This window comes from Kitasatospora sp. NPDC048722 (assembly GCF_040650235.1).
Taxonomy (GTDB): Bacteria; Actinomycetota; Actinomycetes; order Streptomycetales; family Streptomycetaceae; genus Kitasatospora.
Genome location: NZ_JBEZGX010000002.1, coordinates 111,095 through 137,463 on the forward strand (window position 1 = coordinate 111,095; position 26,369 = coordinate 137,463).

General features: G+C 74.8%; 25 protein-coding genes. 19 read left to right on the forward strand and 6 right to left on the reverse strand.

Annotated elements, in window-relative coordinates:
* Nucleotides 1-32: 32 nt before the first annotated feature.
* Both AB0C76_RS02485 and AB0C76_RS02490 read left to right on the forward strand, forming a co-directional pair.
* Entirely contained in the window at nt 33-1,013 is a 981-nt protein-coding gene (locus tag AB0C76_RS02485) for an ATP-binding cassette domain-containing protein (protein ID WP_359958428.1), read from the forward strand.
* Between the two features lie 22 nt (nt 1,014-1,035).
* Complete coding sequence (locus AB0C76_RS02490; RefSeq protein WP_359958431.1) at nt 1,036-1,800, forward strand: ABC transporter permease; 765 nt, start codon at nt 1,036-1,038, stop codon at nt 1,798-1,800.
* 51 nt (nt 1,801-1,851) lie between these two features.
* Here the strand turns inward: AB0C76_RS02490 and AB0C76_RS02495 are convergent, their stop codons facing one another.
* The 4 genes from AB0C76_RS02495 to AB0C76_RS02510 form a co-directional block, all read right to left on the reverse strand.
* Nucleotides 1,852-3,141, reverse strand: coding sequence for a PLP-dependent aminotransferase family protein (locus tag AB0C76_RS02495; protein WP_359958435.1), 1,290 nt, complete (start codon nt 3,139-3,141; stop codon nt 1,852-1,854).
* Nucleotides 3,138-4,070 carry an alpha/beta hydrolase gene (locus tag AB0C76_RS02500; RefSeq protein ID WP_359958438.1) on the reverse strand — a complete coding sequence of 311 codons (933 nt, stop codon included), beginning with the start codon at nt 4,068-4,070 and terminating at the stop codon, nt 3,138-3,140. The genes AB0C76_RS02495 and AB0C76_RS02500 overlap by 4 nt, the downstream gene beginning before the upstream one ends.
* Before the next feature lie 17 nt (nt 4,071-4,087).
* On the reverse strand, nt 4,088-4,864 hold the full coding sequence (locus AB0C76_RS02505; RefSeq protein WP_359958441.1) for a methyltransferase domain-containing protein: 777 nt from the start codon (nt 4,862-4,864) through the stop codon (nt 4,088-4,090).
* Between the two features lie 119 nt (nt 4,865-4,983).
* The gene (locus tag AB0C76_RS02510) at nt 4,984-6,075 is read right to left on the reverse strand and encodes an alpha-hydroxy acid oxidase (RefSeq protein ID WP_359958444.1); all 1,092 of its coding nucleotides are present in this window, start codon (nt 6,073-6,075) and stop codon (nt 4,984-4,986) included.
* A gap of 225 nt (nt 6,076-6,300) precedes the next feature.
* Here AB0C76_RS02510 and AB0C76_RS02515 point away from each other — a divergent pair, with 225 nt between their 5' ends.
* From AB0C76_RS02515 to AB0C76_RS02570, 12 genes are all read left to right on the forward strand, one after another.
* Nucleotides 6,301-7,710: a fatty acid--CoA ligase family protein gene (locus AB0C76_RS02515; protein WP_359958447.1), complete on the forward strand. Its 1,410-nt coding sequence runs from the start codon at nt 6,301-6,303 to the stop codon at nt 7,708-7,710.
* Between the two features lie 31 nt (nt 7,711-7,741).
* Entirely contained in the window at nt 7,742-8,035 is a 294-nt protein-coding gene (locus AB0C76_RS02520) for an acyl carrier protein (protein WP_359958450.1), read from the forward strand.
* On the forward strand, nt 8,032-8,292 hold the full coding sequence (locus tag AB0C76_RS02525; RefSeq protein ID WP_359958453.1) for an acyl carrier protein: 261 nt from the start codon (nt 8,032-8,034) through the stop codon (nt 8,290-8,292). Before AB0C76_RS02520 ends, AB0C76_RS02525 begins: the two co-directional genes overlap by 4 nt.
* Nucleotides 8,289-9,407, forward strand: a complete 1,119-nt coding sequence (locus tag AB0C76_RS02530) for a beta-ketoacyl synthase N-terminal-like domain-containing protein (RefSeq protein ID WP_359958456.1) — start codon at nt 8,289-8,291, stop codon at nt 9,405-9,407. The genes AB0C76_RS02525 and AB0C76_RS02530 overlap by 4 nt, the downstream gene beginning before the upstream one ends.
* 3 nt (nt 9,408-9,410) lie before the next feature.
* Nucleotides 9,411-9,977 carry a hypothetical protein gene (locus tag AB0C76_RS02535; RefSeq protein ID WP_359958459.1) on the forward strand — a complete coding sequence of 189 codons (567 nt, stop codon included), beginning with the start codon at nt 9,411-9,413 and terminating at the stop codon, nt 9,975-9,977.
* Between the two features lie 61 nt (nt 9,978-10,038).
* Complete coding sequence (locus AB0C76_RS02540; RefSeq protein WP_359958462.1) at nt 10,039-11,691, forward strand: class I adenylate-forming enzyme family protein; 1,653 nt, start codon at nt 10,039-10,041, stop codon at nt 11,689-11,691.
* Nucleotides 11,688-12,932, forward strand: coding sequence for a beta-ketoacyl-[acyl-carrier-protein] synthase family protein (locus AB0C76_RS02545; protein ID WP_359958464.1), 1,245 nt, complete (start codon nt 11,688-11,690; stop codon nt 12,930-12,932). The genes AB0C76_RS02540 and AB0C76_RS02545 overlap by 4 nt, the downstream gene beginning before the upstream one ends.
* 54 nt (nt 12,933-12,986) lie before the next feature.
* A complete protein-coding gene (hppD, locus tag AB0C76_RS02550; protein ID WP_359958467.1) occupies nt 12,987-13,967 on the forward strand; it encodes a 4-hydroxyphenylpyruvate dioxygenase in 981 nt (326 codons plus the stop codon).
* Between the two features lie 40 nt (nt 13,968-14,007).
* Complete coding sequence (locus AB0C76_RS02555) at nt 14,008-14,919, forward strand: phytanoyl-CoA dioxygenase family protein (protein ID WP_359958469.1); 912 nt, start codon at nt 14,008-14,010, stop codon at nt 14,917-14,919.
* Nucleotides 14,916-15,938, forward strand: a complete 1,023-nt coding sequence (locus AB0C76_RS02560) for a thiamine pyrophosphate-dependent dehydrogenase E1 component subunit alpha (RefSeq protein WP_359958472.1) — start codon at nt 14,916-14,918, stop codon at nt 15,936-15,938. Before AB0C76_RS02555 ends, AB0C76_RS02560 begins: the two co-directional genes overlap by 4 nt.
* Nucleotides 15,935-16,897, forward strand: a complete 963-nt coding sequence (locus AB0C76_RS02565; protein WP_359958475.1) for a transketolase C-terminal domain-containing protein — start codon at nt 15,935-15,937, stop codon at nt 16,895-16,897. The genes AB0C76_RS02560 and AB0C76_RS02565 overlap by 4 nt, the downstream gene beginning before the upstream one ends.
* A gap of 30 nt (nt 16,898-16,927) precedes the next feature.
* Nucleotides 16,928-17,713 (forward strand): DUF3050 domain-containing protein, encoded by a 786-nt coding sequence (locus AB0C76_RS02570; protein WP_359958477.1) that lies wholly within the window; start codon nt 16,928-16,930, stop codon nt 17,711-17,713.
* A gap of 7 nt (nt 17,714-17,720) precedes the next feature.
* On the opposite strand, the gene AB0C76_RS02575 is transcribed toward AB0C76_RS02570, so the two are convergent.
* Nucleotides 17,721-19,073 (reverse strand): acyltransferase, encoded by a 1,353-nt coding sequence (locus tag AB0C76_RS02575; protein ID WP_359958480.1) that lies wholly within the window; start codon nt 19,071-19,073, stop codon nt 17,721-17,723.
* A 134-nt stretch (nt 19,074-19,207) separates the two neighbouring features.
* On the opposite strand from AB0C76_RS02575, the gene AB0C76_RS02580 reads away from it, so the two are divergent.
* The 4 genes from AB0C76_RS02580 to AB0C76_RS02595 all read left to right on the forward strand — a co-directional run bounded on the left by AB0C76_RS02580 (nt 19,208) and on the right by AB0C76_RS02595 (nt 23,703).
* Complete coding sequence (locus AB0C76_RS02580; protein ID WP_359958483.1) at nt 19,208-21,580, forward strand: FHA domain-containing protein; 2,373 nt, start codon at nt 19,208-19,210, stop codon at nt 21,578-21,580.
* A 139-nt stretch (nt 21,581-21,719) separates the two neighbouring features.
* Complete coding sequence (locus AB0C76_RS02585) at nt 21,720-22,274, forward strand: hypothetical protein (protein WP_359958486.1); 555 nt, start codon at nt 21,720-21,722, stop codon at nt 22,272-22,274.
* 74 nt (nt 22,275-22,348) lie between these two features.
* Nucleotides 22,349-23,332 carry a serine/threonine-protein kinase gene (locus AB0C76_RS02590; protein WP_359958914.1) on the forward strand — a complete coding sequence of 328 codons (984 nt, stop codon included), beginning with the start codon at nt 22,349-22,351 and terminating at the stop codon, nt 23,330-23,332.
* Nucleotides 23,329-23,703 (forward strand): DUF1304 domain-containing protein, encoded by a 375-nt coding sequence (locus AB0C76_RS02595; protein ID WP_359958488.1) that lies wholly within the window; start codon nt 23,329-23,331, stop codon nt 23,701-23,703. The genes AB0C76_RS02590 and AB0C76_RS02595 overlap by 4 nt, the downstream gene beginning before the upstream one ends.
* Before the next feature lie 12 nt (nt 23,704-23,715).
* Here the strand turns inward: AB0C76_RS02595 and AB0C76_RS02600 are convergent, their stop codons facing one another.
* On the reverse strand, nt 23,716-25,065 hold the full coding sequence (locus AB0C76_RS02600; protein WP_359958491.1) for a streptophobe family protein: 1,350 nt from the start codon (nt 25,063-25,065) through the stop codon (nt 23,716-23,718).
* A gap of 464 nt (nt 25,066-25,529) precedes the next feature.
* On the opposite strand from AB0C76_RS02600, the gene AB0C76_RS02605 reads away from it, so the two are divergent.
* A partial coding sequence (locus tag AB0C76_RS02605) for a DUF6777 domain-containing protein (RefSeq protein WP_359958494.1) occupies nt 25,530-26,369 on the forward strand: 840 nt, incomplete at its 3' end.

A 26,369-nucleotide genomic window follows, 5' to 3' on the forward strand; every position in this document is an offset into this window, starting at 1 on the left:
GCCGGCCGCCCATCCCCGCACGGGAGTTCCGGTTGATCGAGACCACGGGACTGCGCAAGTCCTACCGCAAGAAGTCCTCCCGCAGGAGCGGTGAGGACACCACCGTCGACGCCGTCCGCGGCATCGACCTCGCCGTCGACGCGGGCGAGATCTACGGCTTCCTCGGCCCCAACGGCGCCGGGAAGACCACCACCCTGCGCATGCTCGCCACCCTGATCCGCCCCGACGGCGGCCGGGCGACCGTGGCCGGCGCCGACCTCTTCGCCGACCCCGCGGAAGTCCGGCGCCGGATCGGCTACGTCGCCCAGGGCGGCGGCACCACCGACGGCGTCAGCGCGCGCGAGGAGCTCGTCCTCCAGGCCCGGATGCACGGCGCCCCCAAGGCACGTGCCGTCCGGGCCGCCGAGGACGCGCTCAAGGCCTTCGACCTGGGCGAGTTCGGCGACCGCCCCTGCGCGACGTACTCCGGCGGCCAGCGCCGGCGGGTGGACATCGCGCTCGGGGTGATCCACGAACCGCGCGTGCTCTTCCTCGACGAGCCCACCGTCGGGCTCGACCCGGCCAGCCGGGCGTCCGTGTGGGAGGAGATCAAGCGGCTGCGGACCGAGGGCATGACCGTCGTCGTCACCACCCACTACCTCGACGAGGCGGACGCACTCTGCGACCGGGTGGCGATCGTCGACCAGGGCCGGGTCGTGGCGGAGGGCACACCCGAGGCGCTCAAACGCGAGATCTCCGGGGACGTCGTGCTGGTCGGCCTGGCCGACGCCACCGAGGGCGTCGCCGAGCGCGCCGCCGAGGTGCTGCGGGCCCAACCGTACCTTCACCGGCTGGAGTTGCGGGCCGAGGGCGGGCTGCGGCTCTACCTCGACGACGGGGCGGCCGCGATCCCGCGGCTGTTGCGCGCACTGGACGGCGCCGGCGTCACACCCGGCACCGTCCAGCTCCAACGGCCCAGCCTGGACGACGTGTTCCTGGCCCGCACCGGCCGCTCGCTCGAGCAGTCCGCCTGACCGCCAACTGGAAGGAGTTCGCGTGAAGCTCGCCCGTGACACCTGGCTGGTCTTCCAGCGGCAGCTGCTGCTGATGATCCGCACCCCGGTCTGGATCGCCGTCGGGATCATCCAGCCGGTCTTCTACCTGCTGCTGTTCGCGCCGTTGCTGAAGAAGGTGCTCGCCCCCGAGGGCGCGAGCAGCTATGCCGACGCCTACCAGGTCTACGTCCCGGGCCTGTTGGCGGTGCTGTGCATCTTCGGCGGCCTGTTCACCGGCTTCAGCCTGCTCGGCGAGCTCAAGGCCGGCGTCATCGAGCGTTCCCGGGTGACGCCGGTGAGCCGGCTGGCATTGCTGCTCGGGCGCGCGCTGCGGGAGATGGTGGCGCTGCTGGTGCAGGCCGTCCTCATCACGCTGATCGCACTGCCGTTCGGGCTGCGGGTCAGCCCGCTCAACCTCCTGCTCGCCTACGTGCTGCTCGGGCTGCTGGCGCTGATGACCTCGGCGATCTCCTTCGGCATCGCGCTCATGGTGCCGACGGACGCGGCGATGGCACCGGTCGTGAACACCATCGCACAGCCGATCGCGCTGCTGTCGGGCGTGCTGCTGCCCCTCACCCTCGCGCCCGACTGGCTGCGGTCGGCGGCCCACTGGAACCCCTTCTACTGGGCGGTGGAGGGCATGCGGGCGCTGTTCTCGGGGCATGCCGGGGACGCCGTGGTCTGGCAGGGACTGCTGGTCGTCGTCGCGATGACCGTCCTGTCGGTGTACTGGTCGGCGCGGCTGTTCTCGACCCGCGTGCGCTGACGACGAGACGGGTAGGGCCCGGCCTGGTGGCCGGGCCCTACGTCGTACCGCTCAGCAGGACCTGACGAAGGACGCCAACTTGCACACTCCGTCGATGATCTGATGTTGCGTCACCGCACTGATGGAGAGCCGCAGCAGGCGCTCACCGCCGCCGGCCGGGTAGAACGGCGTCATCGGCGTCCAGAGCACCCCGTACTCCCGTGCGCACCGCTCCATGGCCGCGTCGTCGGCCGTGAACGGCACGGTGAGGACGGCGAAGAAGCCGCCCCCGGGCCGGTTCCAGGACACCCCCAGGCGGCGGCGCGCGGACGCCGGGAAGTGCCGTTCCAGCTCGCGCAGCAGTGTGTCCATGCCGGCCGCGTAGTGGGCCGTGGCGGCGGCGTTGGCGGCGCGCAGGCGGCAGTCGTGGCGCAGCAGCATGCCGCCGATGACGGCCTGGCTGAGGGCGGGGGTGTTCACCGTCGTCATGCTCTTGAGCCGGGCCAGCTCGTCCGCCAGCAGCGTGCGCCGGCCGCCCGGGCCGGTCACCTCCTGGTCGGCGACGACGTAGCCGAGGCGTGCGCCGGGGAAGCAGGTCTTGGCGAAGGAGCCGAGGTAGACGACCCGTCGGTCGCGGTCCAGCGCCTTGAGGGTCGGCCGTTCGCCGCACTCGCGGACGAAGAAGCCGTACGGGTTGTCCTCGACGACGAGCAGGTCCTCGTCCGCCGCGACGGCCAGCAGCCGGGTGCGGGCCTCGACGGGCATGCTGGTGCCGGACGGGTTCGCGAAGTCGGGCACGACGTACAGCGCGCGCGGGCGCCGCCCCTCGGCGCGGACGGCCCGGGCGGCCGCGCGGACGGCCTCCGGGTCGGGCCCGCCCGCCGGCCCCTCGGGGACGGGGCGGGTGGTGAGGTCGAGCAGCCGGGCGGCGCCCGTGACGCCCACGTAGCAGGGCGAGCTGACCAGCAGGACGTCGTCCGGCGTGGCGCAGAGCGCGCGCAGGGCGAGCAGCATGCCCTCCTGGGCGCCGACGGTCAGCACCAGGGCCTCGGGGGCGGCGGTGAGGCCCTCGTCGTTGGCGAGGGTGCGGGCGACCAGGTCGGCGATGATGCCCTTGGTCGGGCCGTACTGGAACAGCGCGGTGCGGACGGCGTCCCGGTCGAGGCCGCGCGCGGCCAGGTGCGCGAGGTAGGTGTCGAGGTAGGCCGGGACGTCCTCCGGTTCGAAGAAGCCCGCGTAGGGGCGACCCGGGGCGAAGGAGACGGCGTCGGGGTAGCGGGTGGTGACCTCGTTGAGGAAGGTCATCGCGTCGAGCAGCGGGTCGGAGAGCGAGGCGTGCAGGTCCGCCAGGTCGAGGGTCATCGCAGGGCCTCGCGCAGGCGCTCGGCGGCGTACCGCTGGGCCTCTGCGGCGGCGTCCAGGACGCCCGTCATGGCGAAGAAGCCGTGCGGCACGCCCTCGTACCGCCGTGCGTCGACCGGGACGCCCGCTGCGCGCAGCGCCTCGGCGTACTGCTCGCCCTCGTCGCGCAGCGGGTCGTACTCGGCGGTGATGACGGTCGCGGGCGGCAGGCCGGCCAGGCTCGGGGCGCGCAGCGGGGAGGCGAGCGGGTGGGCGCCGTCGGCCGGGTCGGCGAGGTAGTGGCCCCAGTACCAGGCGACCGAACGGCGGTTGAAGAGCAGCGGGTCGTCGTGCTCGCGCGACGACGGGGTGTCGGCGCCGTGGTCGGTGTTGGGGTAGACGAGCAGTTGGTGGCGCACGGCCGGGCCGCCCTCGTCGCGCAGCAGGAGGGTGAGCGCGGCGGTCAGGTTGCCGCCCGCGCTGTCGCCGCCGACGGCCAGGCGCGTGGCGTCCAGGCCGAGGCTCCTGGCACGGCCGGCCAGCCAGTGGACGGCGGCGCGGCAGTCGTGGAGGGCCGCGGGGAAGGGGTGTTCGGGGGCGAGCCGGTAGCCGACGGAGACGGTGGCGCAGCCGACGGCGTTGGTCAGGCGGCGGCAGATCGCGTCGCTGGTGTCGGGCGAGCCGAGGGTCCAGCCGCCACCGAACAGGTAGAGCAGGACGGGAAGTTCACTGCCGACGGTCGGCCGGTGGAGGCGGAGGGTGAGGTCGCCGCCGGGGCCCGGGACGGTGAACTCCTCGACGGAGGCGACGGGTTCGGGTGCGCCCGCCGCCGCGCGGATGTCCGCGAGGTCGGCGGCGCGGGCCTCGGCGAGGGTGAGGGTGTAGAGGGGCGGTGCGCCGGAGCTCGCGCGGCGGGCGCGCAGGGCCTCGGCCTGGGGGTGGAGGGGCATGGGTGGATGGGCTCCTGTCAGCGGTCGGCCTCGACGTAGATGGTCTCGTCGGTGCGGAAGGCGGTGTCGAGGTCGGCGACGTCGGCGCGGGCGCCCTCGCGGTAGGCGCAGTGGCGGATCCGCCCGTCCTCGAAGCCGGCCAGGCCGAGCACGTGCCGGAGTTCGTCGAGGTCGTAGATCCACTGGTGGCCGTAGTGCCGGAAGATCTGGTTGACCAGGAAGGCGGGGCGCGCGGGCATCGGCGGTCCGAAGCCGAGGGTGGTCAGGCGGCGGCGGTGCTTGGCGAGGAAGCCGTCGCCGGTGGCGTAGCCGACCAGGTAGCGGGCGAGGTCGGGGGTGGTGATCCGCAGGACGCCGCCGGGGCGCAGGACGCGACGGGCCTCGCGCAGCCAGCCGGCCGCGACGGGCAGGGTGACGTGCTCGATCAGGTGCTCGGCGTAGACCCAGTCGACGCTGGCGTCGGCGAAGGGCAGCGGCCGCGAGACGTCCAGCTGGGTGAACCAGCGGTCGCCGTCGACGCGGTAGAGCGTGCCGGGCTCGGTGGCGGCGTCGGGACTGCGCAGGGTGGCGAGGTCGGTGCCGAGGCCGTGCGGGTGCGCCGTCCGGAACGCGGCGAACTCGATCCCGGTCAGGCCGAGTTCGCGGAACCCGGCGTGGTCGCGGGGCAGGCCGCCGGGCGAGGCCTCCAGCGTCGCGCAGGTGGCGACGTCCGCGCTGAACGCGTCGAGGCGGGCGGAGAGGCCCTCGGGATCGTCCCAGTCCCAGCCGGGGAAGCGGTCCTCGTTCTTCGTCATAAGGGAGTTCTCCCAGTCGGGGTCGAACGGTCTCGGGGTTGAACCCTGTCGTGATTCGGCGTTGTCGGTATTCGGACGCCCGGTAATGAACCCCGGCAGGATTCTCGACCGTTGAACATTCACCGGTGCGGCGGCCACGGGGTGACCGCCGAGCGGTCCAGGTCGGCGAGCCGGGGGCGGCCCAGCAGGGCGAGGGTGTGCTCCAGTTCGTCGTGCAGGAGGTCGAGGACCCGGCGCACGCCCGCCTCGCCGCCGGTCGCGAGGCCCCAGAACGCCGGGCGTCCGATGAGCACGGCACCGGCACCGAGGGCGAGGGCGAGGGCGATGTCCGCGCCGGTGCGGACGCCGCCGTCGAGGAGGACGGGCAGCGTGCCCGGCACGGCGTCGGCGACCTCCGGCAGGGCGGCCAACGCGGGCACGGCACCGTCCAGTTGCCGTCCGCCGTGGTTGGACACCACGACGGCGTCGGCGCCGTGCTCGACGGCGAGCCGGGCGTCCTCGGCGGTGAGGACGCCCTTGAGGACCAGCGGCAGCCGGGTGCGCTCGCGCAGCCAGCCGAGGTCGGCCCAGGTCAGCGAGGGGTCGAACTGCTCGCGCGCATGGTCGGCGATGCCCGAACTGCCGCTCGCGGCGCGGTGGCTGGCCGCCATCAGGACCGGGTCGAGGTTGACGGCACGCACGGCGGGCGGGATCGCGAAGCCGTTGCGCAGGTCGCGCAGGCGGCGGCCGATCCTCGGGGCGTCCACGGTGAGCACGAGGGCCGAGATTCCGGCCGCCTCGGCCCGTTCGACCAGGGCGGCGAGGGCGGCGCGCTCGCGCAGCCAGTACAGCTGGAGCCAGACCGGGCCGGTGGCGGCGGCCGTGATGTCCTCCAGGGTGCGGCTGGCGAACATGCCGGCGACGAGCAGGGCTCCGGCCGCGCCGGCCGCCCGCGCCGTGGCCGTCTCGCCCTCGGGGTCGACCAGCCGGTGGTAGGCCATCGGGGCGATGCCGACCGGCAGCGCGAGCGGGCTGCCGAGCAGGGTGGTCCCGGTCGAGCAGGCCGAGACGTCGACGAGCGTGCGCGGCCGGAACGCGTAGCGGGAGAACGCCTCCCGGTTCGCCGCCAGGGTGCGTTCCGCGCCGCTGCCACCTTCGATGAAGTCCCAGATCTCACGGGGGAGATGTGCGCGCGCGGCGCGCTCGATCCCGGCCAGCGTGGTCACTCCCACGGGCAGCTCCATTTCCCGGACGGCCACGCACGGACCGGTCCCGGTTCGGCAGCGTAGGAGCAACAACCACATTGGTATAGACCTTGATTTGACCAATCGTCTGTGCCAAGGTCTGGCCACGGAATTGACCGTTCTGGTTGTTCACGGCGTCCATGTCAAATCCCCTCGCTATGTGGAGTGGTGTTGACCGCCTTTTCAAGCTCTTCACTTCCGCTCGCGGATCAGATGCTCCCGGCGCAGCCGCACGCCGATGCCCCGCCCGACTGGATCGACCGGCTCCTGCTGTCCGGCGACGGGGACGAGGAGTGCCTGCACTTCGGCGCCCCGATCGACCGGGCCGCCCTGCGCGCCCTCGTCGACGAGCAGACCGGTCGGCTCGCCGCCGCCGGCCTCGGCGCGGGCGGCACGGCGGCCCTGCGGCTGCCGCCCTCGGTGGCCTTCGTCGCCGTGCTGCTGGCGGCCTGGCGGCTCGGCGCCCAAGTGGCGCTGCTCGACCACCGGTTGACCGACCATGAGGTCGACGCGGCGGTGGCCCGGCTGGCCCCGCAGGTGCTGGTAGGCTCCGCCCACCGGTCCGCGGCGGCGCTGCGCGGGTTCTCCGAGGTGGAGCCGGTGGCCGTGCGGCTGCCGGACGGCCGGCCGGCCCGGAGCGGGCACGCGCTGGTCCAGCTGAGCTCCGGGTCCACCGGCCCGGCCAAGGTGATCGCCCGCACCGCCGCCGACCTGCTGCGCGAACTCGACTGCTACCGCAGGCTGGTGGACTTCCCCGGCGAGGGCGAGCGGGTCGTCCTGCTCTCCTCGGTCGTGCACGTGCTCGGCCTGGTCGGCGGGCTGCTCAACGCCCTGTTCGCCCGCGCCGCACTGACCGTGCCTGAGCGGATGACGGCCGCGGGCATCCTCTCCGCCGTCGCCCGCGGCGACCGGCCGGTCACCGTCATCGGCGTGCCGTTCCACGCCGAGCTGCTGGCCGGGGCGGTCGCGCCGCCGCCGCTGCCCCGGCTGCGGCGGATGGTCGTGGCCGGCGAGCTGGTCCGTCCGGGCCTGGCCGCGCTGTTCACGGACCGGTACGGTGTCCCGCTCGGCACGATGTACGGGATGACCGAGACCGGGGTGATCGCCACCGACCTCTCGGGCGGGCTGCACCCGGCCAAGCGGCCCGTCCACGGCATGCGGCTGCGGCTCGTCGGGGGCGAGCTGCAGATCGCGGCGGGCACCTCCCCCTACCCGGGGCTGGACGACCCGACCCGCTGGTCGGACGGCTGGCTGCACACCCGGGACGCCGCCCTGCTCGCCCCGGACACCGGCGAGGTCACCGTCCTCGGCCGGCTCGACTCCCAAGTGTCCATCGGCGGCCTCAAGGTGGACCTCACCGAGGTCGAGCAGACGCTCACCGCACTGCCCGCCGTCCGCGAGGCCGTCGTGGTCTTCGAGGACGGCGGCATCGAGGCCTACCTCGCCCTCGAAGCCGGCGCCGACCCGGCCGCCCTCCAGGAGGGGCTCAACCGGCACCTGGCCGCCTACAAGCGGCCCCGCCGGCTCGCCCTCCTCCCCCGCCTCCCGCGCACCGCGACCGGAAAGCTCCTGCGCGACCCGACCGCCCTGCGCGCCGCCGCCACGGCCACCGCCGCCCACTGACCACCGCACCTTCCTCTCCTAGGAGCCCCCCGTGCAGGACCGCATCCGCGACTTCGTCCTCTCCGCCCTCGCCCAGATGCAGTACGACGTCTCCGAGGTCACCGGCGACACCGACCTCGGCCCGGCCGGACTGGACCTCGAATCGCTCGCGCTGGCCGACCTGTCGGTCCAGGTCGAGGACGAGTTCGGGGTCAAGTTCGACCTGGACGAGATGGAGACCACCGCGATGATGACGCTCGACGAGTTCACCGCCGACGTCGTCCGGCGCCTCGAGGCCGCCGGGACCCAGGACCCGGCCGGCGCGGTCGCCGGCAGCGCCGCGTGACGCGCGCCGGCCTGCCGGACCGCGCCGAGGTCGTGGACATGCTGGCGGCGTTCGGGCAGCGCGCCGCCGACACCGTGCCCGACGAACTCGGATCGCTGGAACTCACCTGGCTGATAGCCGAGTTCGAGCAGCGCTACGGCATCGAGGTCGACCTCGACGACGATCGCTTCGCCGCCGTGCGAACCGTCGACGACGCCACCGGGCTGCTGCGCGAAGCCGTCCTGGCGAGCACCTCCCCCGGAGCCGCGCAGCCATGACCGCCGTCCTCCCGACCGCCGCACGCCCGGTGGTCAGCGGTGTCGGCGTGCTCAGCGCGGCCGGGCGCGGCCTCGGCGAACTCACCGAGGCCACCGCCCACGGCAAGGCCGCCTTCGGCGCCGTCACCCGCTTCGACGTGAGCGCGTGCCGCACCACCCGGGCCGCCCTGCTGCCCGCGCCGGTGCCGCTCGCCGACGCGGTGCTGGACGCCGTCGGCCAGGCCTGCCACCAGGCCGGGCTCGGCGCCGCCGACGGCGCGGCGACGCCCGTCCTGCTGGCGCTGCACGGCGACCTGCGCACCCGCGCGACCGCCGACGCCATCGCGGCCGGACTCGCCACCGCCTGGGGACTCGACGGCGTCACCCGCGTCTACACGGGTGCCTGCGTGGCCGCGGCGACCGCCGTCGCCGACGCGGCCTCACTCGTCGCCGCCGGGCGGCACGAACGGGTGCTGGTGGCCGCCGGGCACCTCGTCGAACCGGGCGTGTTCGCGGTCTTCGACGCGGGCCGCGCCCTGGCCCGCGACGGCGAGCCGCGCCCGTTCAGCACCGGCCGGACCGGCACCCTGCTGGGCGACGCGGCGGCCGCCGTCCTGGTCGAAGCCGCCCCGGCCGCCGAGCGGCGCGGCGCCACCGCGCTCGTCCGGCTGGCCGGCTGGGGCCGCACCGGGGACGCCCACCACGTGTGCCGCCCGGAGCCGGACGGCGCCGGCGTGGCCCGCGCCATCGGGGCCGCGCTCGCCCGCGCGGGCGCCGAGCCGACCGACGTCGGCTACGTCAACGCGAACGGCACCGGCTCCACGCTCGCCGACCGGGCCGAGGCCACGGCACTGCACCGCGTGTTCGGCGCACACACCGCCCGCCTGCCGGTCAGCTCCAGCAAGTCCGTCCACGGCCACGCCCTGGAGGCCTCCGCGCTGCTCGAACTCGCCGTCACCATCGGCGCGTTGCGCAATGGACGGCTCCCGGTGAACGCCGGCTGGCTCGGCCCGGACCCGGACGTCGGCCTCGACCTCGTCCTGGACGGACCGCGCACCGCCGCACCGCGCTACGCACTCAGCCTCAACTCCGCCTTCGGCGGCGCCAACACCGCCCTCCTCGTCGAACACCCGTGACACATGACCCAGTTGCACGTCATCGCCCAGGCCCGCTGGCCCGATCCGGCCACCCCCGGGGCGCCCCTGCCACCCCTGCCGGGCTTCGCCGCCTCCACCTTCAACCCGCTCGTCGCCGACACCGCCGAACGCTGCCTGCGCGCCCACCACGGTGACGCACCCGCGCCCGGGCGCACGGCGCTGCTGCTCACCAGCGCGAGCGGCGACCGCGCCACCGCGCGGGCCATCGACGAGGGCGCCGCACCCGGGCGCCGGACGGCCCCGCTGCTGTTCTTCCAGTCCAACCCCAACGCCGTCCTCGGGCACATCGCCGCCCGCTGGGGCCTGACCGGCCCGGTCGTCGCGATCAGCCCGGCCGAGCCCGCCGCCCCCGGCACCGTCCCCGCGGACGCGCTCGACCTGGCCGCCCTGCTCCTCGCGGACGGCGACGCCGACCGCGTCCTGGTCATCGCGGCCGAGCAGGCCGACCTGACCGGCGAGACCGGCGAGACCGGCGAGGCCGACCCGGGCGAGCACGCCGGCGACCACGCCACGGCCGTGCTCGTCGCCGCCCGCGCGCTCGCGGCCTGAGCGCCCAGCCCCAAGCCCACCGCCGGGGCCAATCCCGGCACCGAGGGAGGGATCCGCCCCCGTGACCACCCCCCGCACGACCACACGCACCGCACCCGCCACGACAAGCCGCGTCCGCGGCCTCCTCGCCGACGACCCGGACGTCGGCGCCGGCTCCGTGCTCACCAGCCGCCTCGCGCTCGGCCTCGGCCTGGACGACCCGCTGCTCACCTTCGACACGCGGGTCGACGAGCACCCCGCCTGGCACGCCCTCAGCCTGCGCGAGCTCGACCACGCCGTCCGCGCCCGCGCCGCCGCCCTGCACGGCCTCGGCATCCGGCGGCGCGACCCCGTCGTCGTCTACGCGAGCGACGCCGCCGACCACGTGCTCGCCTTCCTCGCGCTGGCCCGGCTCGGCGCGATCCCCGCCCTGCTCAACCCGAACCTGGACGGCGAGCGGGCCGCCCGCTACATCGCCCGCCTCGGCGCCGCCGGCGTCCTCGCCGACCCGGCCCACCTGGCCGCGCTGGACGGCCACGACCCCGGCACCCGGCTGCTCCCGGAGATCGCCACCCTCGGCGCCGGGGACCCGGACGCCGCGCCGGAGCCCTACCGGCACTGGTCCGACGACCCGGTCGCCATCACCCACTCCTCGGGCACGACCGGGATGCCGAAGGCCGTCGTCCACTCGCACGCGAGCCTGTACGCGGCGATCCGACACCGGCTGCGGCTGCCGCGCCCGCAGGGGCAGGACCGGATGCTCAGCGCGCTGCCCGCGCCGCACGCGGCGACCCTGATAGCGGTCAACCTGGCGCTCGGCTCGCACACCCAGCTCGCGGTGCTGTCGGGCCAGTCCGGCGCGGGCGTACTGGACGCGATCGAGCGCTGGCAGCCGACCGGCGTGGTCGGCTTCGCCGCCACCTGGGCCGACCTCGCCCGCCACGACCTGGCGGCGCGTGACCTCGCATCCGTCGCCCTGTGGTGGAACACCGGCGACTGCGCCCACGAGACGCACATCCGCCGCCTGATCGCCACCGGCAGCCGGGAGACCGTCACCCGCGCCGGCCGCACCCGCGAACCCGGCTCGCTGTTCGTCGACGGGCTCGGCTCCACCGAGATGGGCCACTCGCACTTCTTCATCACCCACGGCCCCGGCACCGACCGCTACGGGCGCTGCGTCGGTCGCCCGCACGCCTTCGTCGACTGCGCCGTCGTCGGCCCGGACGGCGAGCCGCTCGGCCCCGGCGAGATCGGCGAACTCGCCACCGCCTCACCGACCCTGGCACTCGGCTACTGGAACGACTCGGCGACCACCTTCCGCACCAGGGTCCGCGGGCGCTTCCTCACCGGCGACCTCGTGTACCGGGACGAGGAGGGTTACTACTACCACGTCGACCGGGCCGTCGACTCCGTCGAACTCGGCGACGGCACAAGGCTGTTCACCGCGATGTCGGAGGAACGCGTGCTGGCCGCGTGCCCGGACGTGGCGGACTGCACGGTCGTCGCCGTCCGGGACGGCGAGCGCGTCGTCACCGACGTGCTGCTCCTCCTCGCCGACGGCGCCGACCCGGCCGCCGACCGGACGAAGGACGTCGTCGCCGCCCTGGACCAGGCCGCCGCGGCGACCGTCCGCCGGGTGCTCGTGGTCTCCGGCGACGACCTCCCGCTCGGACCGACCGGCAAGGTCCGCAAGGTCCTGCTGCGGGAGCGCCACCTGGCGGAGGCGAAGGCATGAGCGCCGTCGTCACCGGCCTCGGGCTCGTCTCGCCGCTCGGCCGCAAGCCCGCCGAGGTCTTCGACGCCCTCGTGGCCGGCCGTTCGGGCCTGCGTGCCGTGCCCGAGGGCCACGCCGCCCACGGCTGGCTGCCCGTCGCCGGGATCGCACCGCCGGTGGACGGCCGCGAGGTGCTGGCGCCCACCGAGACCCGCTGCGTGGACCGCTTCGTGCTGCTCGCCCTGGCCGCCGCCGACGACGCGCTCGCCGACGCCGGCCTGGTCGTCGGCCGGGACGTGGACCCGCTCCGGACGGCCGTCGTGCTCGCCACCGGCGGGGGCGGACTGGAGACCTTCGAGCAGCAGTCGCACCGCCGCCTGGAGCGCGGCCGCCCGGGCGTCAGCCCGTACCTGCTGCCGGGCATGCTCTCCAACATGGCGACCGCCCGGATCGCCATCAAGCACGGCATCCGCGGCTACAGCTCGGCCGTCGTGACGGCCTGCGCGGCGGGCGCCCAGGCCGTCGCCGAGGGCCTGCGGCTGATCCGCGCCGGGGACGCCGACGTCGTGGTGTGCGGCGGGACGGAGTCCTCACTGCACCCGACGATCGCCGCTGCCTTCACCAACGCCCGAGCGCTCGCCCAGGGTTGGGACGACCCGGAGGAGGCCAGCCGGCCGTTCGACCTCCGCCGCAACGGGTTCGTGCTCGGCGAGGGCAGCGCCGTGCTCGTCCTGGAGCGCGCCGGGCACGCCGACGCGCGCGGCGCCGCCGGGTACGCCGACGTGCTCGGCTGGGGCGCCTCCACGGACGCCCACCACCCGACCATGCCCCGGCCCGACGGCGAGGGCGCCGCCGACGCGATGCGCGCCGCGCTGGCCAACGCGGGCCTCTCACCCGGCGACATCGACTACGTGAACGCGCACGGCACCGGCACCAGACTCGGCGACACCGCCGAGACCGCCGCGCTGCGCGCCGTGTTCGGACCGCAGCCGCCGGCGGTCTCCTCCACCAAGGGGGCGACCGGCCATCTCCTCGGCGCCGCAGGTGCGCTGGAGGCCGCGGTGACGGCGCTCGCGGTGGCGCGGGGGACGCTTCCGCCGACCCGCAACCTGATCGACCCCGACCCGGCCTGCGACCTCGACCACGTCCGCGGCCCGGCCCGGACCGCGCCGGTGCGCGCGGCGCTGAGCAACGCCTTCGCCTTCGGGGGCCACAACCTCAGCCTGATCCTCGGCCCGGCGTCCACCCGGCGCGCCAAGTAGCCCGCGGCCAAGAGCCGTCACCCGTTCTTCTTCGCTCCCGAGGGGGAGATCCCGTTGTCCATCCAGACCATCACCCATGTCGAGTTCGCGTGCGCGGACGCCGACAGGACGGCCGCCGGGCTGTGCGCCGAATACGACTTCGCCGCCGATGCCCCGCAGACCTCGCCCGACGGCCTGCGCACCGTCCGCGTCCACCAGGGCGACGTCCGCCTGCACCTCGTCTCGGTCGCCCGACCCGGCCACCCCGTCGCCGAGTTCGTCGCCCGGCACGGGGACGGCGTCGCCGTGCTCGCGCTCGGCTGCGAGGACCCGCGGGCGGCGCTGGAGCGCGCCGAACGGCACGGCGCCCGGGTGCTCGACCTCGACGGCGGACTGATCGCCGGCTTCGGCGACGTCGCGCTGCGGTTCGTCCCGCTGGAGACCAGGGCGACCGCGCGCGGCCTGCTGGACGCCCTCGACCACGTCGCGATCTGCGTCCCCGGCGGCCAACTCGCGGACGCCGTACGGTTCTGCGAGGCGGCGCTCGGCTTCCACCGGATCTTCGGCGAGTACATCGAGGTGGGCGAGCAGGCCATGGACTCCAGCGTCGTGCAGAGCGCCTCCGGCGAGGTCACCTTCACACTGATCGAGCCGGACACCGGCCGGCGCCCCGGCCAGATCGACGAGTTCCTCGCCGCCAACGAGGGCGCCGGCGTCCAGCACCTCGCCTTCCGCACCGCCGACATCGCGACCGCCGTCCGCACGGTCCGCGCCCGCGGCGTGGAGTTCCTCAGCACCCCGGACGCCTACTTCGACGCCCTCGCCGAGCGGTTCGGCGAGACCGCCATCCCGGTCGGCACGCTGCGCGAACTGCACGTCCTGGTCGACCAGGACCACGGCGGGCAGCTCTTCCAGATCTTCGCCCGCTCCACCCACCCCCGGCGTACGTACTTCCTGGAGCTCATCGAGCGCCAGGGCGCCGGCACCTTCGGCACCGCCAACATCAGGGCCCTGTACGAGGCCGTCGAGCGGCAGAGCTCCGCCGCCGCCCTGTGACCGCCCCCGTGGTCTCCGCCCACCCCCGAAAGGCACACCAGTGACCACCGCAGAATTCCGCCTCACCGACGCCGAACGTGCCCTGCTCCCCGGCCCCGAGGATGTCGCCCACTACCGCGAACACGGCTGGTACCTGTCGGAGAGGCTCTTCAGCGACGCGGAGCTGGACTCCCTCCAGGCCGCCACCGAGCTCTACTACGCGGGCCACCGAGACCGCGAACTCCCGGTCCGTCCACCCAGGTTGGCCTCCTGGAAGCCGGCGGACGGCCCGGTCCAGCGGCACAACGACTACGTCCACCACGAGAGCGACGCGATCGGCGCGATCCTGCGCAAGCCCCTGGTCGGTGCCGTCGCCGCACTGCTCGCCGGGGCCGAGGAGATCCGGATCTTCCAGGCCACCCTGATCTACAAGCCGCCGGTGCCCGAGGAACCCACCAACCGGGTGCCGTGGCACTTCGACAAGCACTACTGGCAGACCTGCACCTCGGAGGAGATGCTCACCGCGTTCATCCCCTTCCACGACTGCGGCGACGAGAACGGCACGATCACCATGATCGACGGAAGTCACCGCTGGAAGGAGCTCGCCTCCGGCGAGGACTCCACCCGGCACTTCGCCGACCGCGACGGCTCCGAGCTGGAGGCCATCCTCGCCGCCAACGCCGCCCACAACGGGCAGGAGGTCCGGAAGGTCCCGATGCCGATCCCGCGCGGCCACGTGAGCTTCCACCACTGCCGCACCTACCACGGCAGCGGACCCAACCTGGCCTCCTTCCCGCGCCGGGCCGTCTCGCTGCACCTCCAGGACGGCGCCAACGCCTACCGCCGCCACGAGCGGCCGGACGGCTGCCCGGTGGTCTACAACCACGACGTGCTGGTCCGCCGCACCGCCGACGGCCGACCCGACTACGCCGACCCGGACTTCTGCCCGCCGGTCTGGCGGGGAGCCCTGTGACCGCCGCCCCCGGCTCCGCACCGACCGCCCCGGACGCCACGACGGCGCCGCTCGACACGCCCGCCGAGCGGTACCGGATGCTGCGGCTGATCCGCGGCTTCGAGGAACTCGCGCTCGCCCTCGTCAAGGCCGGCGCGATCCCCGGCGGCATCCACCCGTACATCGGACAGGAGGCCGTCGCCGTCGGCGTCTGCTCCGCGCTCGACCCCACCGACCGGCTGACCAGCACCCACCGCGGCCACGGCCACGTGCTCGCCCGGGGCGCCGCACCGCACCGGCTGCTCGCCGAACTCGCAGGCCGCGTCGACGGGTTGAACGGCGGCCGGGGCGGCTCGATGCACGCCGCCGACCTCTCGCTCGGCATCCTCGGCGCCAACGGCATCGTCGGCGCGGGCGCACCGATCGCCGTCGGCGCCGCGTGGGCGGCCCGGCAGGCCGGCGACGGCCGGGTCGCGGTCGCGTTCTTCGGCGACGGCGCGCTCAACCAGGGCGTGGTACTGGAGTCGTTCAACCTCGCGGCGATGTGGCGGCTGCCGGTGGTGTTCGTGTGCGAGGACAACGGCTACGCGACCACCCTGCCCGCCGCCGCGGCGGTCGCCGGCAGCGCGACCGGCCGGGCCGCCGCCTTCGGCATCCCCGCCGAGGAGGTCGACGGGATGGACGCCGAGGCCGTCCGCGCCGCCGCCCGCCGGGCCGTCGACCGGGCGCGCAGCGGTGGCGGCCCGGCCTTCCTGGAGTGCCGCACCTACCGCTTCGAGGGCCACCACACCATGGAACGCCGGATGAAACCGCGCTACCGCACCCCCGAGGAGATCGACGCCTGGCGCACCCGCGATCCGCTCCCCCGGGCCGCCTCCCTGCTCGACCCCGCCGCGGTCACCACAATCGACACAGAAGTCTCACAACTCCTTTCCAGTGCGGAGGATTTCGCGCTAGCATCCGCTCACCCCGACCCGGCCGGCGCCGCCGACCACCTGTACGCCGACGGGCTGCGCCCCAGAGCAGGAGCCGTGGCATGACCCGTCTCTCGTACACCAAAGCGCTCAACCGGGCGCTCGCCGACGAGCTCGCCGCGGACCCGGCGGTCTGCGTGTTCGGCGAGGACATCGGCGCCGGCCTCGCCGGTCCCACGCTCGGGCTGCTGGACCGCTTCGGCCCGGAGCGGATCGTCGACACGCCGCTCTCCGAGCAGGCTTTCACCGCGATGGCGATCGGCGCCGCGCTCTCCGGGCGGCGGCCCGTGCTGGAGTTCCAGATCCCGTCCCTCCTGTTCCTGGTCTTCGAGCAACTCGTCAACCAGGCCCACAAGTTCTCCCTGATGACCGGCGGCCAGGCGGGCGTGCCGCTCACCTGCGTCGTACCCGGCTCCGGCTCCCGGGACGGCTGGGCGGGCCAGCACTCCGACCACCCCTACAGCCTGTTCGCGCACGCCGGGGTGAAGACGGTCGTGCCCGCCACCCCGACCGACGCCTACGGGCTGCTGCGCTCGGCCATCCGCGACCCCGACCCGGTCGTGCTGTTCGCGCCCGCCGCCGCCCTTCCCGTCCGGGAGACGGTCAGGTGGGAGCTCGCGCCGGTCCCGCTCGGCCGGGCCCGGATCCACCGCTCCGGCACCGACGTGACCGTCGTCGCCGTCGGCCACCTCGTCCACGACGCGCTCGCGGTCGCGGAGGAGGTCGCCGAGGAGATCTCCGTCGAGGTGCTCGACCCGCGCACGCTCCACCCGCTGGACTGGCCCGCGCTCGCCGCCTCGCTCGAACGCACCGGCCGGCTCGTCGTGTTCGACGACTCCAACCGCAGCTGCGGCTTCGGCGCCGAGGTGCTCGCCACCGCCGCCGAGGAACTGCGCCTCACCGCCCCGCCGCGCCGGGTCACCCGCCCGGACGGCGCCGTCCTGCCCTTCGCCCCCGCCCTCGACCGCGCGCTCCAGCCGAGCCGCGACCAGCTGCGCCGCGCGCTCTACGCGGTGCTGACGTAGCCCCTCTCCTCTCCCCCGGAAGGAATCCGCATGTCCACCAACCGCTACCACTGGGATCGTTCGCACCCCGGCCTCACCGGCCTCCAGCAGGCGATCGAGCCACTGCGCCGCGAGGTGGTCGGCCACACCGTCTACGGTGGGCTGACCGGTCTCGGGCGGGTCCGCACGTTCCTGGAGAGCCACGTCTTCGCCGTCTGGGACTTCATGTCGCTGCTCAAGAGCCTCCAGCGCGACCTGACCTGCGTCGACGTCCCGTGGGTGCCGGCCGGCCCGACCGCGAGCCGGCGGCTGATCAACGAGATCGTGCTGGTCGAGGAGAGCGACGAGCTCGGCGAGGGCTACACCAGCCACTTCGAGCTGTACGTCGACGGGATGCGCCGGGCCGGGGCGGACACCCGCCCGATCGAGGCCTTCCTGGAACTGCTGGGCGGCGGCACGGCCGTCCCCGAGTCGCTGAAGGCGGCCGGGGTGCCGCAGGCCGCCGCCGACTTCACCGGCACCACGTGGTCGATCATCGAGAACGCGCCGCTGCACTGCCGGGCCGCCGCCTTCGCCTTCGGGCGCGAGGACCTCATCCCGGACATGTTCGCCCAGGTCGTGCGGATCGACGACCCGGACGGCGTGCTCGACGTCTTCAAGGACTACCTGGTCCGGCACATCGAGGTGGACGGCGAGCAGCACACCCCGATGGCCATGCAGATGCTGATCGACCTGTGCGGCGAGGACGACGCGAAGTGGGAGGCGTGCGCCGAGACCGTCCGGCTCGCGCTCCAGGCCCGCGCACAGCTCTGGACCTCCATCGAGAAGTCTTTCTGACTTATCGTCAGATGACCCGCGGAACCGCCGCGGCCGGCGGGGGCAGTTCGTCGGCCGGGTCGCGGAAGCGGTGCAGGGCCGCCCGGCCCTCCGTGCCGCGCAGGCGGGCGGCGAGCCGGGCGGGCAGCACGACGGTGGCCAGGAGCCCGGTGCCGCGGAAGCCCTCGACCGTCCAGCAGACCCACGGCAGCGGGTAGTTGGCGGCCGGGCTGAAGTAGACCGGCCGCTCGCCCTGGAACCGGACGTCGTACGCGCCGAAGCGGCTCCAGTTGGAGAAGCTGAAGCGGCGCGCCGCCGGGTCGAAGCCGACCGGGACGCAGTCGCCCAGCCGTTCGCGGCCGACGGCCGCCAGGAAACGCAGGTTGGCCCGCAGGTTGAGGTGCTCCGCCGGGAAGTCGGCGACGGCCGCGCGCAGGGCGGCGGCGAGCGCCGCGGGGCCGTCCTCGGCGGAGTGCGCGAGGTGCAGGTCGCTCAGCAGGTTGCCGACGTGGGCGGGCGAGAGGCCGAGCCAGCGGCGGGCGTTGACCGGCACGGTGAGCACCCGCTCGGCGCGGTCGCCGTCCAACTCCCGTATGGTGCACACGACATGGGCGCAGAGCACGTCCCCGGCGGAGAGCCGGCGCCCGGCCGCCGCGCCGAAGTCGGCGCGCATCCGCTCGATCTCGGCGTCCCCGAAGTAGATCTGGACGGTCCGGTTGGCGCGCGGCCCGGCCGCCACCTCGCGGGCCAGGAACGCGGCCTCGGCCGGGTCGGGCAGCCGGAAGCCTGGCCGTCCGCAGTCCTCGGCGGGCAGCACCTCGTCGAGCAGCGCGTCCTGGTCCGCGACGAGTTCGGCCTCCGGCAGCCGCTCGCCCTCGACCGCCGCCGACCACGCGCGCATCAGCAGCATGAAGCTCTGCAGGTCCCCGACGGCGTGGTGCCAGGAGCAGCCGAGCACGGTGCCGCCGTCCGCGGTGCGGGTGACACGGACGGTGAACAGCGGCCCGCCGCCGGTGCGCGCGGCCGGGGCGTCCACCGGGTCGACCAGCTCGGCCCCGGCGGCGGTGACGCGGCCCATCGCCCCGGCGAGCGTACCGTCCACGGCATGCACGGCGAAGGGCACGCCGGCGTCGTCGCAGACGGCCTCCAAGGCGCCGTCGGCGGTGGTGCGCAGCCGCCCGGCGAAGACCGGCACCCGGTCGAGGGCGCGGGCGAGGCCGGCGGCGAGCCGCTCGTCGTCGAGTGGCCGGTCGAAGAAGAGCACGACCGAGACGGACAGGTCGGCCAGCATGGTGTCCATCAGTCCGCAGCGCAGGACGGTGCCGGGCGCGCGACCCGCCCTCACGCTCCGGGAGCGGCGCAACTCCGGCCAGGCGTTCATGCGTTCCGTCCCCGGGTGGTCGGCGGATGGCGTGCGGGCACGCCGAACGATAGTGGCGCGCGGATCCAGTGGTCCAGTCCAATCACCGGATGAAAACGCGCCCCCGGACACCTCCGGGCGATACAATGCCGACCATGGGAGAGCGCCTGGCCGCACCCGTGGCACCGCCCCTGATGGTGGTCACCGACACCGAGTCGCAGCTGATCGATCCGGGCCGGTCCTATCACGTCGGCCGCGACCCGACGAGCGAGATCGTCCTGGACGACCCCCGCGTCTCGTGGCACCACGCCGTCCTGCACGCCATCGGCGACCACTGGGAGCTGGAGGACGTCGGCAGCACCAACGGCACCTACGACGACGGCCGCCGGATCAGCGCCGAGGACGTCGGTCCCGGCACCCGGGTGCGCTTCGGCAACCCCGCCGACGGCCCGTCCGCGACCTTCGCCGGCCTCCCCCGGCCCGCGCCCGGCGAACGCCCGTCCCTGCTCGCCCCGCAGTCCTCCAGCACCTTCCGCAGCCCCAGCGCCGTGCTGCCGCTGCCCACCCGGGCCGTGCGGATCGGCCGCTCGCCCGACAACGACCTCGTCCTGGACGACCTCGTGGTCTCCCGCCACCACGCCGAGCTGCGCGAACTGCCCGGCGGGGGACACGAGATCGTCGACCTCGACAGCCACAACGGCACCTACCTCAACGGCAGCCCGGTCCGGCGCGCGCCCGTCGGCCCGGCCGACATCATCGGCATCGGCCACTCCGCGCTGTGCCTGTCCGACGGCCACCTCGTCGAGTACACCGACACCGGCGAGATCTCCCTCGACGTGCAGGACCTCGTCGTCCGCGTCGGCCCCGACCACCGGGTGCTGCTCGACCGCGTCGGCTTCCCGCTCCCCGAGAAGGCGCTGCTCGCGGTGGCCGGCCCGAGCGGCGCGGGCAAGTCCACCCTGCTCAACGCCCTCACCGGGCTGCGCCCCGCCGACGAGGGCACCGTCCTGTACGACGGGCGCGACCTCTACCGCGACTACGCCGAACTGCGCCGCCGGATCGGACTCGTGCCGCAGGACGACATCCTGCACACCCAGCTCACCGTGCGCCGCGCCCTGTCCTACGCCGCCGAGCTGCGTTTCCCGGGCGACACCGACCCCCACGAGCGCGAGGCACGGGTCACCGAGGTGATCCACGAGCTGGGCCTGGACGAGCGGGCCGACCAGGTCATCGCGAGCCTCTCCGGCGGCCAGCGCAAGCGTGTCAGCGTGGCCCTGGAGCTGCTGACCAAGCCCTCCCTGCTCTTCCTGGACGAGCCGACCTCCGGCCTCGACCCGGGCATGGAGCGCTCGGTGATGCACATGCTGCGCGGGCTGGCCGACGACGGCCGCACGGTGGTCGTCGTGACACACAGCGTGCTGAGCCTGAGCGTGTGCGACCGCCTGCTGGTCCTCGCCCCCGGCGGCCGGACGGCCTACTACGGGCCGCCGCAGGAGGCGCTGGCGTTCTTCGGCTTCGACGAGTGGCCGGAGGCGTTCGAGGCGTTCGAGAACGACGACCAGGGCGTCTGGCAGCAGCGCTTCCGCGCCTCGCCGCAGTACCGCCGGTACATCGCCGCCGAGGCCGCTTCGGCCGTCCCCAGGCCACCCTCCGCCGCGGCTCCTCCCGCCATCGGCCGGGAGAAGCCCCAGGGCTGGCTCTCCCAGCTCGGCACCCTCGTGCGCCGCTACACGGCGGTGCTCGCCGCCGACCGGCTCTTCCTCACCATCATGGTCGTGCTGCCCTTCGTCATCGGCGGCATGTGCCGGGCGATCGCGGGCACCCGGATCTCCCAGGACAACGCGATCAACTGCCTGCTCACGCTCTGCATCGGCGCGCTGCTCACCGGCTCCGCCAACTCGGTGCGCGAGCTGGTCAAGGAGCGTGCGATCTACCGGCGGGAGCGGGTGGTGGGGCTGTCCCGCTCGGCGTACCTGGTGTCGAAGGTCGTGGTGCTCGGCGCGGTCACGGTCGGTCAGGCCGCGCTGCTGACCGTCGTCGGCATCGCCGGCGTGAAGATCGAGCCCAAACTGCCGCCGGGCGCACCACCCGCGGTGACCAGCGGCGTCCTGATGCCGCAACTGCCCGAACTGATCATCGCCGTGGGCGTCCTGGCGTTCTCCGCGATGATGCTCGGACTCGTCGTCTCGGCGCTCGTCGACAAGGAGGAGGCCACCATGCCGCTGCTGGTGCTCCTCTCGGTGGTCCAGATCGTCTTCAGCGGCCTGATGCTCAAGCTGCACGGCGTGCCCGGCCTGGACCAGGCGTCCTGGCTCGTGCCGTCCCGCTGGGGCCTGTCCGCCATGGCCCGCACCGTCGACCTGCGCAACCTGTCCTTCCCGACCGTCCTCACCGCCGACCCGCTCTTCCGCCACGAGCGCCGCGGCTGGCTCCTCGGCATGGCCGTGCTGCCCGCGCTCTCGGTGGCGTACGGCCTGATCGTCCTGGCCCTGCTGCGCCGCCACGAGCCCGCCGTCATGCGGAAGTAGTCACCGCCGCCGCGCCGGGAAGCCCCGGCCCGCCGCCGGTAGAGTGGGAACCGACCTGTGGTGCGAGTGCCGCACGCAGCCCCCGCCCCGGGGCCCGACCCCGGGCGCCGGCCCGCGCGGCGGAGGAAATGTGCCGCGCATGGACGAGTTCGCGTTCCGCCCCACCCACATCGCCCCGCCCGGCGGGATGGCCACGTGGGAGGCCCCCGACCCGGCCCGACCGTCGGCCCGGCTGGACGAGCTGCTTCCCGTTCGGCTCGTCGCCCGGCAGGGCGACTGGGCCCGCGTGCTGTGCTCCAACGGCTGGAGCGCCTGGGTCGACGCCCGGCTGTTGATCACCCTCCCGGACGCCCCGCCGGTCGTCGGCGGTCCGCCCTCCCGCACCGCCGACCCGCGCCCGGCCCTCGCCGACGCGGCGGCCGCCCTGGACCGCCACCGGGCGCTGCTGGAGCGGCTGGCAGCCGGCACCCTGGACCTGGAGTCCTTCCGGGAGCAGACGCGGGGCCTGCGCATCGGCCTGGTCGTCGACGGGGAGGCGCTGTGGGTGTTCGACCCGGCGCACGACCGCTGGTGCTACTGCGACGGGCTCCAGCTCCAGACGTACGCCGCCACCGACCGGGTCGAGCCGGAGCCCGCCTCCCCCGTCCCCGCGGAGCCCGACGACTACGCCCGCACCCGGGCGGCCGAACCGTGATCCCGTCCGGACCGGGCCCCGTGCCGCCGCCCGAGAGCCCGACCGGGCCCGCCGACGCCGGCCTGCCCGCCGGGATGGTCGGGCGGACGGTCGCCGGCTACCGCCTGGAGAGCGAGATCGGGCGCGGCGGCATGGCCGTCGTCTACCGCGCGAAGGACCTGCGGCTCGGCCGGACCGTCGCCGTCAAGCTCCTGGCCCCCGAGCTGGCCCGCAACGAGGTGTTCCGGCAGCGGTTCATGCACGAGTCCGAGGCCGCCGCCGCGATCGACCACCCGCACATCGTGCCGATCTTCGAGGCCGGGGAGCACGACGGCATCCTGTTCATCGCGATGCGCTACGTCGACGGCGGCGACCTGCGCGCCCTGATCGGCCGCAGCGGGCCCTTCCCGGTCGACCGGGCCGCCCGGCTGGCCCTGCAGATCGCCTCCGCCCTGGACGCCGCGCACGACCACGGCCTGGTCCACCGGGACGTCAAGCCCGGCAACGTGCTGGTCGCCGCCGGCACCGACAGCGAGCACCCCGAGCACCTGTACCTCGCCGACTTCGGGCTCACCAAGAAGTCCCTGTCGCTCAGCGGGCTGACCAGCGCCGGCCAGATCGTCGGGACGCTCGACTACGCGGCGCCCGAGCAGATCTCCGGCCGCCCGCTGGACGGGCGCTGCGACCAGTACGGACTCGGCTGCGTGGTGTTCGAGATGCTGACCGGCGCGCCGCCGTTCCGCCGCGAGAGCGACCTCGCGCTGCTCTGGGCGCACCTCAACGATCCGCCGCCCCGCGTGCGCGAGCACCGCCCCGACCTGCCGGCGGCCGTCGACGCCGTGGTCGTCCGGGCGCTCGCCAAGGCGCCCGAGGACCGGTACGCGACCTGCCTGCAGTTCGTCGCCGAACTGCGCGCGGCGGCGGCCGCCGCCGCACCCGCCGCATGGACGGGCGGCGGGCCGCCGACCCAGGCGGTCCCCGCGGTCGCCGCGGCCTCCTCCGTGCCCGAGCCGCCCGCGTGGGCCGCGCCGGTCGTCCACCCGCCGCCGCGCGGCGGAGAGGAGCGGTACACCCGATGAACGCCGTCAGCCAGGTCTTCGCCATGCTCGCCGCCGCCGTCCACATCATCGCGTGGCCGCTGGAGAGCTTCCTGTACGGGCACCCGCGCGTGCGCTTCCTGCTCACCGGCAGCACGGCGGACGCCCCGGAGGTGCGGGTGTGGCGCTTCAACGTCGGCTTCTACAACCTGTTCCTCGCGCTGGGCCTGGTCGCGGGGCTGGTCCTGCTGCACAGCAGGCACGACACCGCCGGGCGGGCGATGATCACCTATGTCAGCACCTTCATGATCGCCGGCGGGGTCATCCTGTTCGTCTCGGAACCCAAGGTCTGGCGCGGCGCCCTCGCCCAGGCGCTGCCGCCGGTGGTGGTCCTGCTGGCCGAGGCGTTCTGAGGGCACGCCCGGTCACCCGCTCCAGGCCTCTTCCGGCACCTCGCCCCGGCGTCCGACGCGCGCCGCGAGCAACGCGCCGAGAGCACCGGCCAGCAGTCCCCAGCCGGCCGCCAGGGGCAGGGCGGTCCACAGGTACAGGTGGAGCGTGAGGCTGCCGTTGCCGAGCCCCGCCAGGGGACCGCCCGCACTGCCGAGCACGGAACCCAGGAGGCCGCCGAGCCCGCTCTCCCCCACGCCGACGCCGAGCACGGACAGCCCGTAGTCGGCGTCCACCCGGGTCCACGCCCCGATCAGGGCCACCGCCACGGCCGTGGCCAGCGCCAGCCGGACGGCGTGCTGCCACAGCGGGACGGTCCTCGGCGAGCGGTGGGCCGCGAGGAAACCGGCCGCGAGCAGCAGGACGGCGGCGATCGGCAGCAGCCACCAACTGCGCGCGTCCTGGTCGGCGAGGGTGCCGAGGCTCACCGTCGCCTCGTGGCCCTCCGGTGCGCGCAGCACGTCGGCGAGCGGCTTGGGCACCGGCAGGCCGAGGGCCCCGGAGAGCCGGCCGTGCCACTCGGCGCCGAGCCCGACGCCGAACGCCAGCCACCCGAGGTTCGGCAGGGCGAGCAGCACGACGGCCATCGTCTGCCGCGCGTTGCCGTGCGCGATCGCCGTCACCACGCCCGCCACCACGCCGATCGCGACGTACCCGAGCAGCACCGTCCACAGCGCGAACGCGGCCGGGCGCACGACCTGTTGGTAGGGCAGCAGCACGCGCGGCAGCGGCGCCCGCCGGGACACCGCGAACGTGCCCGCGAGCACCACGAGCAGCCACGCCAGCCCGATCCCGACCGTGGTCGGGCCGTCCGCGTGGAAGCCCACCTCGGGGGTCAGGCCGAGCGCGTTGCCGATGGCCTGCTCGATCCCGCCGCCGAGCGGAACGGTGAAGGTGTGCGAGGCGCCGGCGGTGAGCAGGACCAGGGCGAGCAGCCAGAGCGCCACCGTCCGCGCGATCCGGCCGAGCAGCTCGTGGCCACCGGTCACCGCGCGGAAGCGCAGTTGCCGCAGGAACACCTCGGCCATCACCACCGCGCCGGCCAGCCCGACGGACAGCGGCATCGCGCTGATCCCGGCGTCCACGGCGGCGAACTGACCCGCACCCCCGTCCAGTTGGACGGACCCGCCGACGGCCAGCGCCACCGTGGCGGCGACCACCGACGGGAACCCGCCGTCCGGGAGGTCGTCCGCGCCGGCCAGCCAGAGGCCGAGCGCTGCCACCGCCGCCATCGCGGCGAGCCCGGCCAGGACGACGGCGAGCGCGTCCAGCCACCCGCGCACGGCGCCGGGCGCTCCGGCGGGGGCGGTCGCGGCCTGCTGCATGTCGCCTCCTGCTGTTCCTGCGGGTGCCGGCCGGGTTCCGGTGTCCCGACCGGTTCCGGTGTCCCGGACGGGTTCCAGCCTGGCCGAAGCGGCGCGGGCACGCGCGGCGACGGTGCGCGTGCCCGCTGTTGCGACATCCGGGGCGCGGGGGGAGAAATGGAACCCAGCGGCAGAAGCGTTCCCCGCCGGCCCTCTGCGCCGGCCGCCTACGAAACGGAGCCGCCATGAGTTCCCAGCCCCCTCCCTCCGACCCCCCCGTCGGCCCCCCGTCCGGCCCTCTCTCGGGCGGCGGCGCGTCCGGCCCGCCCTCCGTCCCGCCACCGCCGTCAGGGCCACCGGGACAGTCCGGACCGCCCACCGGCGGCCCGGGGGGCGGGTCACGCCGGCCGTGGTGGCGCTCCGGACGCGGTATCGCGGTGGGCGCTGGGGTGCTGGCGGCGGCCGTGGTGGCCACCGTGCTGGTCGTGAGCAACCAGAGCGGCGGCAGCAAGAACGAGATGGTGCCGACCGCCAACGAGGTCGCGCTGCAGACGCCGGCGGACCCGGGGCCCGACCCGTTCACCCAGTCGGTGGAAACCACCCCGGTGAGCGCCCCGGCCCCCGCCCCGGTGACCTCCCCCGCGCAGCAGTCCGGCCACGGCGCCTCGCCGGCCGTCCTCCACAGCGTGCAGGGGACGTCGAGCGGGGTCTACGGCGGGACGATGTCCAAGCCGAGCTGCGACACCGAGCGGCTGATCGCGATGGTCTCGACCGGCAACGTCGGCCGGGCCTGGGCCTCGGCCGCGGGCATCGACCAGGGCGCGATCCCGTCCTACCTGCGCTCGCTCACCTCGGCGTACCTGCGCGTGGACACCAGGGTGACCAACCACAACTACAAGAGCGGCGTGGTGACGGAGTACCAGTCCACCCTCCAGGCCGGCACCGCCGTGCTGGTGGACGCGCAGGGCGTGCCACGGGTGCGCTGCGCGTGCGGCAACCCGCTGAAGCCGCCGGTGCTGGTGGCCAACGCCAAGTACATCGGCAAGCCGTGGCAGGGCTTCGAGCCGACCTCGCAGATCATCGTCGTGCCGGCGCCGCAGCCGGTGACCGAGATCGTCCTGGTCGACATCCAGACGGGCGGCTGGTTCGCCCGTGCGACCGGGCGGCTCCAAGTGATCGACCGGCACGTGGAACCGCCGAAGGAACCGCTGGCGCCGTGGATCCCGCCGCCCGCACCGTGGAAGCCGGGCACGCCGTCGGGGACGGCCTCGACATCGGCCTCGGGCACCACGACGTCCGGCTCGACCACCTCCGGGTCCACGACC

Bases quoted from the DNA above. Each gene is read 5' to 3' on its own strand.
- AB0C76_RS02495 (WP_359958435.1), bottom strand. From the start codon at position 3,141: ATGACCCTCGACCTGGCGGACCTGCACGCCTCGCTCTCCGACCCGCTG.
- AB0C76_RS02500 (WP_359958438.1), bottom strand. From the start codon at position 4,070: ATGCCCCTCCACCCCCAGGCCGAGGCCCTGCGCGCCCGCCGCGCGAGC.
- AB0C76_RS02505 (WP_359958441.1), bottom strand. From the start codon at position 4,864: ATGACGAAGAACGAGGACCGCTTCCCCGGCTGGGACTGGGACGATCCC.
- AB0C76_RS02515 (WP_359958447.1), top strand. From the start codon at position 6,301: ATGCTCCCGGCGCAGCCGCACGCCGATGCCCCGCCCGACTGGATCGAC.
- AB0C76_RS02530 (WP_359958456.1), top strand. From the start codon at position 8,289: ATGACCGCCGTCCTCCCGACCGCCGCACGCCCGGTGGTCAGCGGTGTC.
- AB0C76_RS02535 (WP_359958459.1), top strand. From the start codon at position 9,411: ATGACCCAGTTGCACGTCATCGCCCAGGCCCGCTGGCCCGATCCGGCC.
- AB0C76_RS02545 (WP_359958464.1), top strand. From the start codon at position 11,688: ATGAGCGCCGTCGTCACCGGCCTCGGGCTCGTCTCGCCGCTCGGCCGC.
- AB0C76_RS02565 (WP_359958475.1), top strand. From the start codon at position 15,935: ATGACCCGTCTCTCGTACACCAAAGCGCTCAACCGGGCGCTCGCCGAC.
- AB0C76_RS02570 (WP_359958477.1), top strand. From the start codon at position 16,928: ATGTCCACCAACCGCTACCACTGGGATCGTTCGCACCCCGGCCTCACC.
- AB0C76_RS02575 (WP_359958480.1), bottom strand. From the start codon at position 19,073: ATGAACGCCTGGCCGGAGTTGCGCCGCTCCCGGAGCGTGAGGGCGGGT.
- AB0C76_RS02580 (WP_359958483.1), top strand. From the start codon at position 19,208: ATGGGAGAGCGCCTGGCCGCACCCGTGGCACCGCCCCTGATGGTGGTC.
- AB0C76_RS02585 (WP_359958486.1), top strand. From the start codon at position 21,720: ATGGACGAGTTCGCGTTCCGCCCCACCCACATCGCCCCGCCCGGCGGG.
- AB0C76_RS02590 (WP_359958914.1), top strand. From the start codon at position 22,349: ATGGTCGGGCGGACGGTCGCCGGCTACCGCCTGGAGAGCGAGATCGGG.
- AB0C76_RS02595 (WP_359958488.1), top strand. From the start codon at position 23,329: ATGAACGCCGTCAGCCAGGTCTTCGCCATGCTCGCCGCCGCCGTCCAC.
- AB0C76_RS02600 (WP_359958491.1), bottom strand. From the start codon at position 25,065: ATGCAGCAGGCCGCGACCGCCCCCGCCGGAGCGCCCGGCGCCGTGCGC.